The organism is Micromonospora sp. NPDC004704 (genome assembly GCF_053601675.1).
In genome coordinates this window covers 238,676-253,350 of record NZ_JBSGCD010000004.1, presented here as the reverse complement: position 1 = coordinate 253,350, position 14,675 = coordinate 238,676, and the positions used below count along the sequence as shown (strand labels likewise).

The 14,675-nt window shown below is 72.7% G+C and carries 13 protein-coding genes; 5 read left to right on the top strand and 8 right to left on the bottom strand.

Going from position 1 to position 14,675, the window contains the following annotated elements; all coding sequences use genetic code 11:
- The first annotated feature begins 59 nt into the window (after window positions 1-59).
- On the top strand, window positions 60-1,058 hold the full coding sequence (locus ACWEFB_RS07460; protein WP_452283185.1) for an ATP-binding cassette domain-containing protein: 999 nt from the start codon (window positions 60-62) through the stop codon (window positions 1,056-1,058).
- Window positions 1,055-1,906, top strand: coding sequence for an ABC transporter permease (locus ACWEFB_RS07455; protein WP_452283183.1), 852 nt, complete (start codon window positions 1,055-1,057; stop codon window positions 1,904-1,906). The genes ACWEFB_RS07460 and ACWEFB_RS07455 overlap by 4 nt, the downstream gene beginning before the upstream one ends.
- 31 nt (window positions 1,907-1,937) lie before the next feature.
- Here the strand turns inward: ACWEFB_RS07455 and ACWEFB_RS07450 are convergent, their stop codons facing one another.
- Genes ACWEFB_RS07450 through ACWEFB_RS07440 form a run of 3 tightly spaced genes read right to left on the bottom strand, consistent with a single transcriptional unit; the run spans window position 1,938 to window position 5,182 of the window.
- Complete coding sequence (locus ACWEFB_RS07450; protein WP_452283181.1) at window positions 1,938-2,849, bottom strand: sulfotransferase family protein; 912 nt, start codon at window positions 2,847-2,849, stop codon at window positions 1,938-1,940.
- 3 nt (window positions 2,850-2,852) lie between these two features.
- Complete coding sequence (locus ACWEFB_RS07445) at window positions 2,853-3,869, bottom strand: hypothetical protein (protein ID WP_452283179.1); 1,017 nt, start codon at window positions 3,867-3,869, stop codon at window positions 2,853-2,855.
- A complete protein-coding gene (locus tag ACWEFB_RS07440) occupies window positions 3,866-5,182 on the bottom strand; it encodes a glycosyltransferase (RefSeq protein ID WP_452283177.1) in 1,317 nt (438 codons plus the stop codon). Before ACWEFB_RS07440 ends, ACWEFB_RS07445 begins: the two co-directional genes overlap by 4 nt.
- Window positions 5,183-5,434: 252 nt before the next feature.
- Here ACWEFB_RS07440 and ACWEFB_RS07435 point away from each other — a divergent pair, with 252 nt between their 5' ends.
- The 3 genes from ACWEFB_RS07435 to ACWEFB_RS07425 are packed head-to-tail and all read left to right on the top strand — an operon-like array spanning window position 5,435 to window position 8,719.
- Window positions 5,435-6,442, top strand: coding sequence for a hypothetical protein (locus ACWEFB_RS07435; protein WP_452283175.1), 1,008 nt, complete (start codon window positions 5,435-5,437; stop codon window positions 6,440-6,442).
- On the top strand, window positions 6,435-7,214 hold the full coding sequence (locus ACWEFB_RS07430) for a sulfotransferase family protein (protein ID WP_452283173.1): 780 nt from the start codon (window positions 6,435-6,437) through the stop codon (window positions 7,212-7,214). The genes ACWEFB_RS07435 and ACWEFB_RS07430 overlap by 8 nt, the downstream gene beginning before the upstream one ends.
- Window positions 7,211-8,719, top strand: coding sequence for a hypothetical protein (locus ACWEFB_RS07425; RefSeq protein WP_452283171.1), 1,509 nt, complete (start codon window positions 7,211-7,213; stop codon window positions 8,717-8,719). Before ACWEFB_RS07430 ends, ACWEFB_RS07425 begins: the two co-directional genes overlap by 4 nt.
- 89 nt (window positions 8,720-8,808) lie before the next feature.
- Here the strand turns inward: ACWEFB_RS07425 and ACWEFB_RS07420 are convergent, their stop codons facing one another.
- The 5 genes from ACWEFB_RS07420 to ACWEFB_RS07400 form a co-directional block, all read right to left on the bottom strand.
- On the bottom strand, window positions 8,809-9,258 hold the full coding sequence (locus tag ACWEFB_RS07420; RefSeq protein WP_326559817.1) for a hypothetical protein: 450 nt from the start codon (window positions 9,256-9,258) through the stop codon (window positions 8,809-8,811).
- Window positions 9,255-10,715: an O-antigen ligase family protein gene (locus ACWEFB_RS07415; RefSeq protein ID WP_452283169.1), complete on the bottom strand. Its 1,461-nt coding sequence runs from the start codon at window positions 10,713-10,715 to the stop codon at window positions 9,255-9,257. Before ACWEFB_RS07415 ends, ACWEFB_RS07420 begins: the two co-directional genes overlap by 4 nt.
- Window positions 10,716-11,068: 353 nt before the next feature.
- Window positions 11,069-11,923, bottom strand: a complete 855-nt coding sequence (locus tag ACWEFB_RS07410) for a sulfotransferase family protein (RefSeq protein WP_452283167.1) — start codon at window positions 11,921-11,923, stop codon at window positions 11,069-11,071.
- A 37-nt stretch (window positions 11,924-11,960) separates the two neighbouring features.
- Window positions 11,961-13,598, bottom strand: a complete 1,638-nt coding sequence (locus ACWEFB_RS07405; protein WP_452283165.1) for a flippase — start codon at window positions 13,596-13,598, stop codon at window positions 11,961-11,963.
- Window positions 13,599-13,620: 22 nt separating this feature from the next.
- Window positions 13,621-14,673 carry a Wzz/FepE/Etk N-terminal domain-containing protein gene (locus tag ACWEFB_RS07400; RefSeq protein WP_452283163.1) on the bottom strand — a complete coding sequence of 351 codons (1,053 nt, stop codon included), beginning with the start codon at window positions 14,671-14,673 and terminating at the stop codon, window positions 13,621-13,623.
- Window positions 14,674-14,675: the final 2 nt, after the last annotated feature.

The window sequence follows — 14,675 nt, the reverse complement described above, 5'->3', positions numbered from 1 at the left end:
CCCGGTTAGCTAGCGTGCAGGACATCCAACCGCGTACGGCGTACCCAGTGGGAGGTTCCGTGGCACAGGCACCAGGCGACCCGGTTGTCGTGGCGGAGGGGCTGCACAAACGGTTCGGCTCCACCCGGGCCCTCGCCGGGCTCGACCTGGCGGTGCCCGCCGGCACGGTCTACGGGCTGCTCGGCCCGAACGGCGCCGGCAAGAGCACCGCCGTCCGGATCTTCGCCACGCTCACCCGGCCGGACGCCGGGCGCGCCTTCGTCGCCGGCCACGACGTGGTCCGGGAGGCCGTCCGGGTACGCCACCGGATCGGCCTCGCCGGCCAGTACGCCGCTCTGGACGAGGGACTCACCGGCCGGGAGAACCTGCACATCTTCGGTCGCCTGTTCCACCTCACCCGAGCCACCGCGAAGCGCCGCGCCGACGACCTGCTGACCCGCTTCGACCTCGCGCACGCCGCCGACCGGCTGGTCCGGACCTACTCCGGAGGCATGCGCCGCCGGCTCGACCTGATCTCCAGCCTGATCGTCTCCCCCGCCGTGCTCTTCCTGGACGAGCCGACCACCGGGCTCGACCCGCGCAGCCGCAACGAGATCTGGCAGACCGTCCGGGAACTCGTCGCCGACGGCATGACCGTCCTGCTGACCACCCAGTACCTGGACGAGGCAGACCAGTTGGCGCAGCACATCGCGGTGATCGACCACGGCAGGGTGGTGACCTCGGGCACCCCGGACGCGCTCAAGGCACAACTCGGCGGCCGGATCGACGTGGTGGTCCGTACGCCGGGCGAACTCGAATCCACCGGGGCGGTGCTGGCCCGACTGGCCGGCGCGGCACCGGACGTCGACCCCGACCGGCGGCTGCTCAGCGTGCCGATCGGCGCCGACACCCTCACCCTGCCCGCGGTCGTACGACTGCTCGACCAGGCCGGGGTGGACCCGCAGGACGTGGCGGTACGCCGCCCGACCCTGGACGAGGTGTTCCTCAGACTGACCGGCAACCCGGCCGAGGAAAGCCGGGACAGCGACGGCGCGACGCTCAAGGAGACTGTCGGATGACCACGATCGGCACCGGCGTCGAACCCGTCGGCGTGACCGACAGCGTCGGGCTGGCCCGACTGCGCTGGCGGGTCATCGACATCCTGACCATCTGCCACCGCAACCTGCTGCAACTCAAACACGCACCGGGCCAGATCGTCGGTACGGTCGCCTTCCCGCTGACCGCGGTGGTCCTCTTCGGGTACGTCTTCGGCAGCGCCATCCCGATCGCCGAGGGAGCCAACTACCGGGCGTACCTGATGCCGGGCCTGTTCGTGATGTCGACGGTGACCACCCTGGTCACCGCGATGATCACGCTCGTCGGTGACAGCGACCTCGGGGTGATGGACCGGTTCCGGTCGATGCCGGCCGAACGCTCGTCCATCCTGTTCGGACAGACCCTGTCCGACCTGCTGACCAACGCGGTGAGCCTGCTGGTGATGGCCTGCGCCGGGCTGGTCGTCGGCTGGCGGGTGCAGACCGGTCCGGGATCCGCGCTGGCCGGGTTCGGGCTGCTGATGCTGTTGCAGTTCGCGATCTCGTGGGTCGGGCTCTTCCTCGGGACGGTGATCCGCAACGTGCAGACGGCGGCGAAACTCGGCCCGCTGATCATGCCGGTCACGATGATCTCGAACGTCTTCGTGCCGACCGAGGGAATGCCGACCGTGCTGCGCACGGTCGCCGAGTGGAACCCGGTCAGCGCGTCCGTCGCCGCCTGCCGTCAGCTCTTCGGCAACCCGGCCAGCACCGCCGTCGACCCGGCCTGGCCGATCGCCCACCCGATCATCGCGACGGTCGGCTGGTCGGTGCTGCTGATCGTGATCTTCATGCCGCTGGCCATCCGTCGGTTCGACACCGGCCCGAACTGAGCCGCCGGCCGCTGATCGGGCGGGGTACGGATCAGATCGGGTAACCCCACTCGGCCAGCGGCTTCTCCAGCACCCGCTCGACCGCGCCGAGCTGGGCCGGGCTGAGTTCGTCCCGGTACGCCGCAGCCCGCCCCGGCGGGAAGTCGTACCGGGCGAAGCCCTTCTGGAACGCCGGTGACCAGTCCAGCCCGAGGAAGTCGAGCATCCGACCGACCTCCTCGCGCGGCTGCGCGACCAGGTCCTCGTACCGGACGTCGAGCCACTGGTCGGCCGGATGCCGCAGCCGGGCCTGCGCGAACGCCTCCATCAGCATCTTCCAGCCGAGAGCGGCGAGCACCTGGAACGACTGGCCGGACTCCGCCCACTCCTGGCGCAGGTCGTCCGGGAGCGAGCCGTAGATCCAGTTGTCCGGCCCGCGCCACCCGTCCCACCAGCCCATCTGGAGCCAGGAGTTGGCCACCGCCCGGCCGTCCCGGACCACGTTGACCACCCGCAGATCCGGGTACGCCGCGTGCAGAAAGCCGGTACGCGGCCACCCGGTCACGTGCTGCACCAACTGCTCACAGCCCTGCCGGGCGATCCGGTCGTCGAAGAAGGCGCGCAGCCGACGGGCCACGAACGGGGTCAGGTCCTCGGCGAGCAGGTCCCGGCACGGCCGGGAGAATCCGCCCAGCACCTGCCGGTCGAGCAGGTGGTACGCCTCCGACGGCGCCACCCGCAGCCGACCCCGCTCCAACAGCCGGCGGCTGTGCCGCAACGAGGTCATGCCGGCCGGGCGCGGCGCGGAACGCCGGTAGAGAACTCCGTTGAACCGACCCTTCGGGTTGAGCCGGGCGAGCTTGTCGTCCAGCCCGGAGACGAACCCGACCGCCGGGTGCCGGGAGAGCAGCTCCTGGACCAGCGTCGAACCGCACCGGCCGGTGCCCACCACCAGTGAGAGCATCGTTCAGCCTTCCTGCCGGGTGGCGGGTGAGGAGGAAACAGCGGTCGGTTCGGGTTCGACGGCGGCCACGGGAACGGTGGCCGGGGCGGCGGGGCGGCGCACCGGGTAGCCGAACCGGCGCAGGGTCGGCCCGGTCAACCCGGTCACGGTGACGTACGCCCTGGTCGGGAGCGCGGCGAGCCACTCGCTGTCGGCGACCACACCGACCACGCCGGTGCGGTGCCGGGAGGGGTTCCCGGCGACCGAGTGGGTGGCGGCGAGCCGGACCGTGTCCGGGGTCGGGAACGGCAACTCACCCGGTGTGGCGCCGACGAACCGGGCGATCCGGGCGGTGGTGTCGGCCGGGGCGGCGACGAAGTCCTCGTACCGGACCCGGAGATACCGGTCCGACGAACCCCACAGCCGTACGGTGATGGTGTTCCAGACCAGCCAGAGCAGGGCGGCCTTCCACGCCGGGGGGCGGCTCATCAGCCGGTCGTCGGTGCCGCCGTCCAGCCCCCGCCGACGGCGCCAGGAGAACGCGGTGGCGCGCGGATCCCGGACCACGTGCAGGACGTACAACTCCACACCGGGGAGGCTGCCGAGCAGCGCCCCGTACGGGGGCAGTTTCGACGAGTCGACGATCACGCCGCCCGTACCGTCGGGGAAGGCGTGTGCGGCGATCGAGGCGTACAACAGGGTCAGTTGGTCGTCGTCGGGGTGACCGGGCACCGGCGGGCGACCACGACGGTGCCGGCGCAGCAACGCCGGCAGCCGGCGCAGCCGGAGCCGGTCGGCGAGCCGGCCGGCGATGCCCGCCGGATCCGCGTCCGGCAGGTCCCGCAGGACGGCGGTCCAGATCGGACAGTCGCCGAGCGGAAGCCCGCACCCGCAGGGGCGGTTGTCCAGGATGCCGCGACGCCACAGGTAGCGCAGCTCGCCGGCGGCGAAGAAGCCGGGCAACTGGCCCAGGACCGTGGTGACCAGGGTGCTGCCGCTGCGCCCGCTGCCGGCGAGGTAGAGGACCCGGACCGCGCTCACCGGACCGCTCCCCCGTCCCCCTGCGCGCCCGCGCCGCTCGGGAGGGCACCGACCGGCGACGGTACCCGCCGGTCACGGGCCGGCACGGCCTCGGCGGCCTGCTGGTACAGGTCGCGGATCCGGTCCAGGTGCCGCTGCGGGGCGAAGTCGCGGGCCACCCGCGCCCGACCGGCCCGCCCCATCTCGAACGCCCGCACCGGGTCGGCGACCAGCTCGCCCAGGGCGGCGGCGAGCCCGGCGACGTCGTCCGCCGCGACAATCATCCCGTCCACCCCCGGTTCGACCAGCTCCGGCAGGCCACCCAGGTCGGTGGTGACCACCGGAACCCCACAGGCGTACGCCTCCAGCACCGCCATCGGCTGGTTCTCGTGCCACCGCGACGGCACGGCCACCACCGCCGCCGACCGGACCAGGTCGTGCAGCCGGGACTTGTCCAGCCGGCCGTGGAAGCGGATCCGGCCCGGAACCATCCGCGCCGCGAGCGCCTCCAGCTCCGTACGGGCCGGACCGTCCCCGGCGATGTCGACCGGAACCCCGTCCGGCAGCGCGGCGACCGCCTCGACCAGCACGTCGACGCCCTTCTCCGGGGCCAGCCGGCCGGCGAACACGACACCGCCGCCGGGTTGCCCCTTGGCCGCGATCCCGGTCAGGTCGACGAAGTGGTTCACCACCCGCAACCGGTCCGGGTACACCCCGGCGCGACGCATCACGTCGGCCAGGAAACCGCTCGGGCTGACGAAGACCTGCACCGGGTCGTACGCGCGCAGTTCGCGGTGCAGCCAGGACTCGACCGCGAGCAGGGCGCTGCGCGACAGCGACCCGTCCTTGCACCGTCGCCGGGCCGCCTGCAAGGGTCCGCCGGTGACGCAGGCCTGGCAGGGCCGACCCTGGTCGAGGAGCTGGTAGCTGGGGCAGGCCAGTTTGTAGTCATGCATGGTGAGCAGGCATGGCACCCCGGCGGACCGGGCCGCGGCGAGCACCGACGGGGAGAGCTGGTGGTAGATGTTGTGCAGGTGCAGCACGTCCGGCCGGAAGTCCTCGATCACCCGGGCCAGTCCCCGGCGGCTCGACGGTGACCAGAGCATCCGGGCGGCGGCCGTCGCGCGGGGGCGCAGTCCGCTCGGCGCCGGCTCCAACTCCACCTCGGTCGGGAAGTGCCCGGCGTACGGCAGCGGGGCCTCGTTCTCCGGGTGGGTCATGCCGAAGTAGGCGACCGTGTCGCCGGCTGCCCGCTGCAACGCGGCCAGGTCGAGCAGGTAGCCCTCCGCACCGCCACGGCGGTAGAGGTACTTGTTCACATGCAGCACACGCATCGACTCGGCCCGCTCACGTCGATCGGGCGAACCCGGCCCGGGGGTGGTGATCGGGGCCTGCCTGCCCCGACCAGGGCTCACGGTATGCAGGGCGGGTCGGGGAGTCCAGTCATGTGCCTGAACGGATGATCTTTGTGTGCCCGTACGGCCCGCAGCCTGGCCTCCCGCCATGATCTCCCGATAACCTGGCTCCGCCGCCGGCCGTACCCCGCTTTCCCGCAGGGTAGTGCCGGTGCCCGAGCGAGGAGGACCGTGGCAGCCGACAACGAGGTCTCCGCGTTCGCGTACACCGCCAGGCGGGTGGCGCGGCATCTGCGCTGGGCCCGTACGGAGGGGATCGGCCGGCTGATCGAGGAGGACCGGCTGAATCCGGTCGACCGAATCGGCACCGCGTTGGCGAAACGACGCTGGCGGCGGCGGGCCGGGCGCGCACCCGGCTCGGCGATGCCGGTCTACCTGGTCGGTCTGCAACGCTCGGGCACGAACATGCTGGTCCGAGGGCTGGATTCGGCCCCCGAGGTCGAGGTACGCAACGAGAACGACCAGACCGTCTTCCACCGCTTCCAGCTCCGCCCCGACGACGTGCTGACCGCGACGATCGGGCGCAGCCGGCACGCGTACGTCCTGGTCAAGCCGCTCTGCGAGAGCCACCGGGTGGACGAGCTGCTGGCCCTGCCGGGGCTGGCGCCCGGACGCGCGCTCTGGGTCTACCGGGACGTCGACGACCGGGCCCGGTCCGAGGTGGCGAAGTTCGGTGACGCCAACCTGCGGGCGGTGCGCGCGATCGCCGACGGCAGCATCGGCGAACGGTGGCAGGGGCAGCGGCTCGACCCGGCGACGGTGGAGCTGATCCGGGACTGCGACCCGAAGCGGCTGGACCCGCACAGCGCCGCCGCACTCTTCTGGTACGTACGCAATTCGCTCTACTTTGGCCTCGGCCTGTCCGAGCGCCCCGACGTCCTGCTCTGCCGGTACGACAACCTGGTCGCCGATCCGGGGGCGCAGCTCCGCCGGCTCTGTACCTTCCTCGACTTCCCCTACCACCCACGGCTGCACGCGCACATCGCCCCGCGCCGGTCCCACGGCGTACCGGACGGATCGGCCGGGCGGCAGCTACCGATCGACCCACGCGTCCGGGTGCTCTGCGACGAGCTGACCGCCCGGCTCGCCCCCGCCGCCGCCCTGAGCACGCCCACCACCGCGGACGTGCCCGTCGCCGCTGATGCTGGATCCGACCGGAAGGCGGCCGACCGTGGCTGAGCCCGAACCCCACACCGCGCCGATCTTCCTGGTCGGGTGCCAGCGGTCCGGCACCACGATGCTGCGGCTGGTGCTCGACTCGCACTCCTCCATCAGTTGCGGCCCGGAGACCCGGTTCCTGCCGGACCTGCAACGGATCGTCGGGCGGGACTGGGAACGGCTGTCCCGCTTCGGCTTCCCGCGCGAGGACTGGCTGCGCCGGATCCGGGAGTTCTTCGGCGGTGTGCACGCCGACTACGCCGCCGCCCGGGGCAAGACCCGGTGGGCCGACAAGACCCCGCTGTACGCGATGTCGCTCGACTTCGTCACCGAGGTCTTCCCGGACGCCCAGATCGTGCACCTGATCCGGGACGGGCGGGACGTGGTGGTCTCGCACCGCAAACGGTTCGGCTACTGGTCGGCGGTGAAGTGCGTGGTCAAGTGGCCGCGCTACATCCGTACCGCCCGTGCGGTCGGCGCGACCCTGCCGGCGGACCGCTACTACGAGCTGAGGTACGAGCAGACCGTGACCGAGCCGGAGAAGGCGATGCGGCGGCTGTTCGAGTTCCTCGGCGAACCGTGGGAGGACGGCATCCTCGACTACGGCAGCAAGCAGCACGACGTGGCCCAGAAGTACACCACCGAGGCGGACAGGCGGCGGGCGGCGGCGGACGTGGCCGCGCCGATCTACCCGTCCCGGGTCGGCACCTACCGGCGTGAACTGGACCCGTTCCTGCGCCTGCTGGTCTGGATCTTCTCCGGGCGTACGCTGCGCGCCCTGGGTTACCGGTGACGCGCGTGGGGCGGGGCCGGGTGCGGGCGCTGGCCGCCGCCGTACTCGCCGCCGTGGTGCTGGTCGGCGCCGGGTGCACCTCCGACGGCGAGCAGGCGCCGCCGCCGGCACCGCCGGGCAACGGCACCCCCTCCGGTACGCCGGCACCCGGCGACACCGGACCGGGGCGCCCCGTCGACGGGGTGAGCAACCCGTTCGGGGCCCACTGGGACTGGTCCCGCTACGACCAGTTCGCGCCGTACCTGGCGAAGATCGGCGGCTCGGCCACCTACGAGGAACTCACCTGGTGCGAGATCGAGCGGACCTCGGGGCAGCTCGACTGGGCCGAACTGGACCGGATCGCCACCCGCAGCCGTGACCTCGGCATCAGGCTGCACCTGAAGATCCGTACCGGGGTGTGCTGGGCGACCGGGGGCACCGCGGCGTACACCCGGGGGGCGGCGAACAAGACCGAGTCGGCGATGCCGACCGACCTGGCCGCGTACCGGAAGTTCGTCGGCGCGGTGGTGGCCCGCTACGCCCCGTACGGGGTACGGGAGTACGCGATCGAGAACGAGGTCAACGCGCCGAGTTACTGGGCCGGCAGCCCCGAGGACTACGTACGCCTGGTCAAGGCCGCCGCCGAGTCGATCCGCGCGACCGACCCGCAGGCACTGGTGGTCGACTCCGGCATCAGCAGCGTCGCGTACGGCATGGGGGTCGCCGACCGGTTGCTCCGGGCCGGGCGGGTGCCCGACGCGGTCGCCGCCTACCAGGCGTACTTCCAGCGGCGGGTCGGCACCCGGGGCCAGCAGATCCCGGTGGTGACCGGGGAGGCGGCGCTACGCAAGGCGCTCGGCACCGACACCAACACCCGCAGCCTGCGGTTCCTGGCCGCCACCGAGACCCTGTTCGCGGACCGTACGGTCGACGTCCGGCAGCTGCACTTCTACGAGCACTTCGACGGGGTGCCGCCGCTGCTGGAGTATCTGCGGGAGCGGACACCGGCCGGGGTGCCGATCCAGGCGTGGGAGGTCGGCCAGTTCTGGCGCGACGGCGACGGCGACCCGGCCAGCCGGGCCGCCGAGATGGTCAAGACCGTCACCCTGCTGGTCGCCGGTGGCATCGGCGAGATCGCCTGGCTGCCGTTGGCGTACAACCCGAACAACGCCGCCGGCAGCGAGGTCCGGTACGGACTGCTCGACCCGAACGGCACCGAACGCGAGGCGGGCGCGATGATGGCGAGCCTGGCCGAGGCGGCCCGGGACGCGACCGTCACCCCGTTGCCCGCCTCCGCCGCCGGCAAGCTCAACGGGGTCGCCTTCGTCCGGGGCGGCGCCAGCACGCTGGTGCTCTGGTCCGCGTCCGGTACGCCGGTCACGGTGCCAACGGCACCCGGTGGGCAGAGCGGGGCGGTCGGCGCACCGCTGCGCGCGGCCGGCGGTGCCGGCACCACGGTCGGCGCCACTCCCCTGCTGCTCCGCGCCGACCAGCCGGTGGACCGGATCCTCGCCGGCCTCCGCTGACTCATCCGGCTACGGAACCGACCGTGCCCCCGGGACCATGAAACGGTCCCGGGGGCACGACCCCCGCTCTACGGAGCCTGGTGCTGGTGTTACTTGATGATGTCGATCTTGCGCTCGTCGTACACGGTCTTGCAGCCGACGTGGTCGCAGACCTCGAGTCGGGCCGATCCGAACGCGACACCCTTGCGGTAGGGCTTCAGGTCCGGGGTCACCGCGACGTTGAGCTTCTGCTGGTCGCCGGTGCACTCCTGGATGGTGACCGTCTTGTCGCCCTTGGCGATGTTGTTGCCCACCGCCTGGGTGACCTCCACCGTCAGGGCGGCGTACGAACCGGGCGTGCAGGCGACCTTGACCGGCGCGAACACCACCGCGCCGTTCGCGTCGAGCCGGGCCTTGCCGCCCAGGGTCACGGCCGCCACCGAGGGCGACTCCGACTGCACGCTGACCGCCGCGCCGGCCGGCAGGGCGAACGCGATCACGCCGCCCACCGCGATGGCCACCAGGGCGAGTGCTGACGCCCGGAAGCGGGACATCTTCATTGCTTCTCCTCTACTACCGTCGAACTGGGTTGGATCTCCCCGGTGGCGGGCGCGGCGAGCCCGACGAGCAGTGCGCCGACGAGCGGCAGAACCGCGATGTGCCACAGGAAGTCGAAGCCGCTGTGCACGGCGAACGCCGTGAGTGCGGCAAACGCACCGGCCCTGATCCCGGCCCGGTGCTGGTCCGCACCGCCCCGGCGGACGGCCAGGGCCATCGCCGCGAGCAGTGCCAGTAATCCGATCCCGCCGACCACGCCGAGGTCGACGAGAAGTTGCAGGTACTCGTTGTGGGCGTAGAGCGCCAGGGCGCCGTTCCCGTTGGGCGTCACCCAGAGGAAACGGGCCTGGCCCACGCCGGTCCCGATCCACGGGTTCGCCGCGACCAGGTCGAACGCGGCCGTCGCGGCACCGCTGCGGCCGGGCGAGTTGAAGTTGCCCCGGCTCGCCAGGACCGCCCGCAGGTGCTCCGAGTCCCACTGGCTCAACAGGGTCAGCCCGCCGGCCAGCACGGTCACCAGCATCGCGACCACCCGTACCCGGACGGGCAGCAGGACCGAGCCGAGGACGATGAGGGCTCCGGCCGCGAGGCCGAACATGGCGAGCGCGGGTTGTGGTTGCCCGGTGGCCGGGGTCGACGGTACGAGCGTGACCACGGCGATTCCCGCGCCCAGGATCAGCGGGCCCGCCCGGGAGATGGTCAGCCACGGACCGGCGGCGATCGTGAGCACCACCAGTCCGGCCACCAGCGCGATCAACCCGGCCCGGCTCAGTGCCGCCCCCGTGCCGACCAGCAGCAGGTACGCCGCCCCGGCGCGGACCAGCGACCCGACGCGCTCCGCCCGTTGCGCCGCGAGACCACCGTCGGGCCGGGCGAGCAGCAGCGCGATCGCGAGCAGTGCGAGCGGGGCGAGCAGTGCCGCGGCGGCGTTGGGATAGGTGAGTGTGGACGCACCCCGCCACAGCCGACCCTCGACCAGCACCGCGAACCGGGGCACCCGGTACGCGACCCCGATCCAGGCGGTCACGGCGACCAGCACCCCGAGGCCGACCAGCGCCCCGGCCAACCGCTCCCGCTCGAACAGGGTGGTACGCGTCAGGATCAGCACCACCGCGGCGACGCCGCCGAGCGTGGCGACCGCCCCGAGCGCCACCGGGTACGCGTCCGCGATGACCGCCCGTACCAGGATCCAGCCGGCCAGGGCACCGCAGGCCACCACCACCGGCCAGGCGTCACGCCGTACCCGGGGCGAAAGTCGGAGGGCGACGAGCAGGGCGACCGCCACCAGCACGGTGACCAGCCACCGCCCGGGCGGGTAGTAGCCGCCCTGGGCGACCACACCGGCGGAGAGCGCCGCGATCAGTACAACAACATGTGCGGGCAGCGTGGAGCCGCCGGTTTCGGTGGCCGGATCGGCGCCGCGAGCAGCGTCCAGCCCGGATCGCGCAGAAGTACGCATCTGTCCCCCGTGGACTTCCGTCGCGTTTCTGTGATCCATGTTGATCAAAACGAGACCGGTGCCCGCCGCCACCCTTCAGCGCCGGGCACTCCCCCCGTCAGTGACCGCGTCCAGCCCGGAGCTTCACCCCCGCACCGCGCTCACGGAGATAGCACGCCCCACCCCCACCCAAGGTTGCACCCACCCCAGCAACATTCCCGACACCCCACCCCCGTTGACTCACCCCGTTGATCATGAAGTTAGCGCGCCGCCGAGGGCTGTTCGAGGTCGCTAACTTCATGATCAACAGGGGTCAGGGGTGGGCAGGTGGGCAGGGGTGGGGCAGGGGTGGGTCAGGGGTGGGCAGGGGTGGGTCAGGGGGTGGGCCAGGGGGGTGGGGTGGGGAGGAGGGTTGATAGGTGGGTGTTGTGGGGGGCGAAGTGGTGGGTTAGGCGGGTGGTTAGGGCTGGGGTTAGTTGGGAGGGGCCGGAGTCGACGCGGCGGGTGTGGTGGGTGAAGGTCTCGGGGGTGAAGGGGGGCAGGTCGAGGTGGCGCAGGATCCCGGCGTACGTTCCGGCCGGGTCGGTGTGCAGGTCCTCGGTGTAGGCGACGTGGATCCGCTCCCGGGGAATGTGCGCGTACCAGCGTTCGAGCTGCTCGGCATAGCGTCCACGGGCGACGTACGAGTGGTTGCGCAGCGCCCGGTGGGCGGTACGGGTGTCCGGCCCGTCGCGCAGTGCCAGCGCCAGCCGCTCCTCCTCCGCGTCGAGCGCGTCCGCGAACGAGAGCGGCTCCGTGCCGTACGAGCGGGTGTGCAGGTAGTGCGAGTACGCCCGCTGCACCGGATCGCGCAACAGGGCGACAAAACGCGCCTCGGGCAGGTCCGCCGCGATCCGGGCCGGCACGCTCGGATGGAACAGGTAGTACGGGCTCGCCTCGAAGCTCCGCTCGCCCGGCGCGAGGTCGGGGAAGTGGCCCCGGTACCAGCGCAGCCCCCGGGCGTGGTGCAGGCTGAAGAACTGCAACTCCTTGCCGGTGGCGCCGCGTACGAGCGGGTGGGCGGCGAGGTAGTGGTAGAGCGACGTGGTCCCGCACCGCTGACCACCGATCACCAGGAAGTCCGGCAGCGGTCCCGGCGCTCCCGGACGGGCGGCCCGTCCCCACGCCCGCGCCGCCCGCACACCGCGCCGCAACCGATCCGTCGCCAGCCGACGGCCGATCCCGATCACGACCGCACCCCTGCCAGTCCGGCCACGCCGATCCCGATCACGACCGCACCCCGGCCGGTTCAGCCGCCCCGGCCCGACCGGCGCCCGTGCCACCAGCACCCGGACCACCGGCACCCGGGCCATCGGCATTCGGTCCACCGGGACGACCGGCACGGCGGCCGCCTCTTCGGGTCACCGCGCGCAACACCATCACGTCCTCCCGACTGAGCCCGAGGGCGAGCACCGCCCCCAGGTAGACCAACGCGATCACGGCCAGGCCGACCGCGAGTTCGGCGACCCAGCCGGGCACCAGCCACCGGGCGGCGAAACCGGCGCCCAGGGCGAGCACCGCCGCGGCCAGGCCCTTGAGCATGCCGACGGTGACCGGGACCGCGTGCACCAGCACCCGTACCTGCCAGACCCGGGCGATGTTCACCGCGGCCAGCGACACCGCCCAGGCGACCGCCGCGCCGAGGATGCCGTACGCCGGGATGAGCCAGAGGTTGAGCAGGATGTTGAGCACCAGCGCGGCGAGGTTGTCGACCATGTTGACCGACACCCGGCCGGACATGTTCAGCAGCGTTCCGCAGGGGCCGGTCGCCGCGTTGACGAGCTGACCGAGCGCCAGGGCGATCGTCACCGCCGCACCACCGGCCAGTGCGGACCCGTTGACCAGGTGCAGCAACTGTTCCGGCAGGACCAGCAGGGCCACGAACGCGGGCAACGAGAGGCGTACGACCCAGCCGGTGGCGACCGCGTAGATCCGGCGTACCTCGTCCATCCGGCCCTGGTGGTAGAGGTGGGCCAGGTACGGGCCGAACGACGCGTTGATCGGGGCGAGGACGAACACCGCCACCGTGACCAGCCGCGTCGCCACGTGGTACGCGCCGATGTCCTCGTTGCCGTAGAAACCGAGCAGCAGGGTGTCCACCCAGATCAGCCCGGTGGAGGAGAGCGAGGACACCCAGCTCACGGTGGAGAACCGGAACAGCTCGGTGGGCCGGTACGCGGGTCGGGCGGCCCCCACCCGGCGCAGCATCCGGGCCAGGGCGACGAGGGCGAACCCGGCCGCGCTCCAGCTCGCCACCACCACCGCCCAGAACGCCCCGGTCAGCCCGGCGCCGACCACCAGCGCCACCACCGTGAGCAGGAGCCGGGCGCCCGGCTCGTAGACCTGCCCGATCAGGGCGTACGCCCGCTGGGTGCGCCAGCCACGGGTGGCGGCGAGCGCCGCCTCGCAGACGGTGGCGGCCGGCAGGGTCAGCGCGGCCAGCCGTAACCCGGTGGTGAGCTGCGGATCGTTGAGCGCCTCCGCCAGCCACGGTGCGCCGAGCGCGAGCCCGACCGCGATCACGGTGGACGCGGCGGCCGAGATGCCGACACCGAGCCGGATGGTGCCCCGGATCGCGGCCGGGTCGTCGTCGGCGAGGTGCACCGCGACGAACCTCGTCAGCCCGGCCCGGAACCCGGAGAGGGAGAGCAGCCCGAGCAGCGACAGCACCGCGTAGACCTGGGCGTACCGGCCGACCTCCCGCAGGCCGAGAACCCGGGCCAGCAGCAGCATGATGAGGAACAGCGCCGCCTGGCTGAGGATCGCCCCGGCCAGGTTCAGCACCCCGCCACGGGCCATTCCGCGTACCTGTTGGTCGCCGGACTCCGGCTCGGCCGGCGGCCGGCCGGTCAGCTCGCCGCTCACCCGGCGGTCCGGTCCCGACCGGTCACGACCGGACCGGGGTGGCGGTGTCGACCGGAGCGGGCACCGGGGCGTCCGTCGGCGCGTCGGCGGTCGCGCCGATGGCCGCCGGGGCGGGGGTCGGCCGGGCCGTCGGGCGCAGCGCGGCCCGACCCCGTGACAGCAGTTCGAGTACGCCCACCAGCAGCACCCCGAGCAGCACCCCGGCACCGGCCACCGGCAGTGCGGTACGGATCAGCTCACTGATCCGGCTCACCGCGTGCACCTGCCCGATGCTGGTCACCTGGGCCGGGTCGGCGGCCTGGGTCTGCGCCCGAGCCGCCTGCAACCCCTGCCTGGCCTGGGACAGCGCACCGGTCGCCGCGTCCCGCTGGGCGAGCAGCGCCTGATAGTCGGGGAGCTTCGGACCCAGCTCGTCGAGTTTCTTCTGCGCGGCGCTGATCGCACTGGCCGCCGCGTCGGCCCCCCGGCTGTTGCCGACCGCCTGCATGGACAACTGCTGCTGCCGCAGGCTGGTCAGCTCGCTCAGGGTGGCCTGGTAGATCCGGTCGGGCTGGGAGACCTTGTTCAGCTTCTCCCAGTCGCCGATCGCCTTGGTCGCCGCGGTCACGTCCGCGTTGGCCGCCTCGACCTCCCCGGTGGCGATGCCGACCTGGGAGGAGAAGAGGAACGCCAGGGCGCGGGTGGTGGTCGCGGTGAGCACCGGGGCCACGTTCGCCCGCTTGGTCGCGGCGTACCGGACCTCGAGTTGGCTGCTCGCGCCGACCTGGGTGACGGTCAGCCCGTCGCGCAGGCGTTCCGGTGCCACCCCGGTGTCGGCGGCCACGTCGGCGAGTACGCGGGGCGAGGTGACCGCCGCGCCGAACGCCGCCACGAACTGGTTGGCCGCCTGGGTGCCGCTGTACTGCGTACCGGCGGCACCACCCACCAGGGCCGGCGCGGCCACGTACGCGGTCCCGCTGTACTGCTGGGGTGCGAGCAGCACGATGCCGGCCGCCGCACCGGTGGCGAGCACCGGCACCCCCACGAGTACCCAGAGCCGCCGCCGGGCGACCCGCAGGTAGTCGACGATCTCCACGC